3 protein-coding genes are annotated in these 2,789 nt (G+C 31.1%); all 3 read right to left on the bottom strand.

The genetic code is table 11. The features are described from left to right. Positions 1-159 precede the first annotated feature (159 nt). Positions 160-1,713, bottom strand: a complete 1,554-nt coding sequence (locus tag Q0C58_RS10740; protein WP_290701261.1) for a hypothetical protein — start codon at positions 1,711-1,713, stop codon at positions 160-162. A 270-nt stretch (positions 1,714-1,983) separates the two neighbouring features. After that, positions 1,984-2,373 (bottom strand): thioesterase family protein, encoded by a 390-nt coding sequence (locus Q0C58_RS10745; protein WP_290701264.1) that lies wholly within the window; start codon positions 2,371-2,373, stop codon positions 1,984-1,986. Positions 2,374-2,375: 2 nt separating this feature from the next. Continuing rightward, a partial coding sequence (locus Q0C58_RS10750) for a glutaminyl-peptide cyclotransferase (RefSeq protein WP_290701267.1) occupies positions 2,376-2,789 on the bottom strand: 414 nt, incomplete at its 5' end.

Here is a 2,789-nt window from a genome sequence, read left to right on the forward strand (position 1 = left end):
TGAAGATGAAGCTGTACTTGAAGCTGTTGCAACTAAGGTTAATGATATGATGAGTGGTTTACCACTATTTAAGATGTAGAACACTTAAATAAATTTAAAAACAAAAAAATCCCATTCTATCGAATGGGATTTTTTACATATAAAAAGATTTAAACTTTACTAAAAAGTAACATGTTGATAAGCTCCTATATCTGGAGAAGCAGTTCTACTAACACCTAAAATATCTTGTGGTACTTGAGAAGCAAAGGTTGCACTACCAAAAGTATTTGCACTAGAATTGTTACCAATTATTAAATTGTTTTCTAAAGGTGCTCTAAAATCTGGTTCTTGATTACGGATTAGGTTTTCGTAATGTATACTATCTGTAAAATTGTAATTATCACCAGTAGGACTATTTGAAGAGTCTTCAAACCTTGCAAGGCAGTTAGTAAATTTAAAATTAAACACTATTGCATCATCTACAATCTCGTCTATAATAAACTCAGGATTATCATTTCCGTAGATAATAGAATTATTAAAATTACATTCGGTTAAATCTGCAATAAAAGTAGTACCATCAATACTTTGAACAAAATTATTGACCAAAAGTGCAGGAAACTGTCTAAAACTAGTATTCCAATAGTTTGCAATTGTACTGTGTGTAAAGTTATACTTTCCACCAAGCGTTAAAGCAACAGAAGATTGCCCAGCATTATTAACAACAAAATTTTCTGCAGAAATAGAGCTGTTTCTAGCTAAAATACCATAATTACTAAAATTATATAATTGCGAGTTTGTAATTGTTAATTTGTCTTGAGCTGCGTCTGCATTACCATCGCTTAAAATACCAACGGTTCCGTTTTTAATAGTTGCGTAGTTAATAATGTTATTTGTACTGTTCTCGAAAAGCCATATTGCTCCCCATTGACCAGGAACGTTTGCAAATGCAGGCTCTAACCTGTCACCTTCAAAAATAACTTCGTTTTCCATTAGCTCTTGGTCTGCACTCAAAGCGCCATTAACTTGAAACGATGCATTTTCGGATACTAATATCCCAGAATCAGCATGAAAATGCACTCTTGCTCCTGCATCTATAGTTAATGTCTCTCCTCCAGGAACAGCTGCATAGCCATAAATAACATAAGGTCTTTGGTTTGTAAAGTTTAGTTCTGAAGGTAATAATTCGCGTCCTTGTATTTCGGTTTCTACTTGTTCGCCATCTATAGTTAGTGTTAGTGTTTCTATAATTCCTGTAGTATCATCGCGATCTGGAAAAATAAATACGGCATCTTTAACCAAGGTTACTAAATCTACAGTTTGCAAGTTACTTCCTGCATCAAAATTTATTTTATCGGTATATAAAAACGTTTCGTCTAAAAGTGTTTGATCTTCAATATCTACGGTTGTCTCAATAAAAATAAACAGACTGTCTTTAGCTTGAATCTCTACATTACTAAATATTTTTCCTGGATTACCATCTACATTTAATCTATAGTTAGAGGTTTCACCGCGTTCTAAAGCAATAGAAGGAATAGAGATATCATTATTGCTTCTATTATACACTTTTAAGTTAAAAGTACTTGAACCAATGTTTGTAAAAACGGTATCTAAATAGACTGTATCTCTAGAAAAATTAAGGCTTCCTGTACTTGGAGCGAAGTCAAAATCTTCGCGGCAAGAACTCCAAAATAGTAAAAAACTAAAACAGGCAATAAAGTAAAATATGCGTTTCATGTATTTGTATGTATTGTTTTTAAAGGCTACATGTTGTTAGCTATTAATAACTATTTTTAGCTATAGTATTTTTAACATGCGCGTTTATAAAATGTATTCTCTTTAGGCTACTAAAATATAACTTTTGATTTGATGTTTTAGTATTTACAAGCGCTAATAATTAAAATTCATGTTGGTTTTATTTTTTACTAAGTTTTAAATAATAGTATTAAAGTGATCACTAACATTAATAATAATTTATAAAAACTTAACTATCCTTTTTAAAACACATTAACTAAACAGTTTTAAAATGTCTTCGGTTATACGTGAAGGTTTTTTTGTTTGAGAACTTATAAAACACCATTTAGTTTGAGACTTCGCTAAAAGTACTTGCGTTTTATTATTGTAGATTTCTACTATTCTAGTTGAAGTAACACCTTCGGCATTTAGCACGTAAGTTTTTAGTAACAACTCATCTTTTAAAAAAGCAGGTTTTTTATAATCTATAGTATGCGATAATAAAATCCAGAAATGGTTGTCTAGAATTTTTTCTGAAGCGTTTTCTATCCAATGGGCTTTAGCTATACTATTAACCCACTCTATGTAACGCACATTATTTACATGATTGAGATCGTCTAGATCCTCTTTACTTACTGTTACTGTTTTAGTGAAGTTTTGCAAGTTTATTGTTTAATAATTTTAACTTCAAATAGTTTATCCCAACGTTTTCCAGTAACAAAAATAGTTTGTGTTTCTGGATTGTAAGCAATACCGTTTAAAACATCTAATCCTTTATGTTTAGTGACGCGCTCTTTTAATGGAGAGAAATCTATAACAGCTTCTGTAGCTCCATTTTTAGGGTTAATAATTACAATACCGTTTTTCTGCCAGATGTTAGCGTATATTTTTCCGTTTATCCATTCTAGTTCATTAAGTTTTCCTATTTTACCTTTATTAGTATAGACTTGTATGTTACCATCTTCTACTAAAGTTTCAGGATTTAAGTGCCATATTTTTTCGGTACCATCGCTTTTGTAAAGCATTTTCCCATCGTTGCAAATTCCCCAACCTTCTTTACTCTCTCCAAATTTAAAGGT

The sequence above is a fragment of the Lacinutrix sp. genome, from assembly GCF_023299985.1.
Lineage (GTDB): Bacteria > Bacteroidota > Bacteroidia > Flavobacteriales > Flavobacteriaceae > Lacinutrix.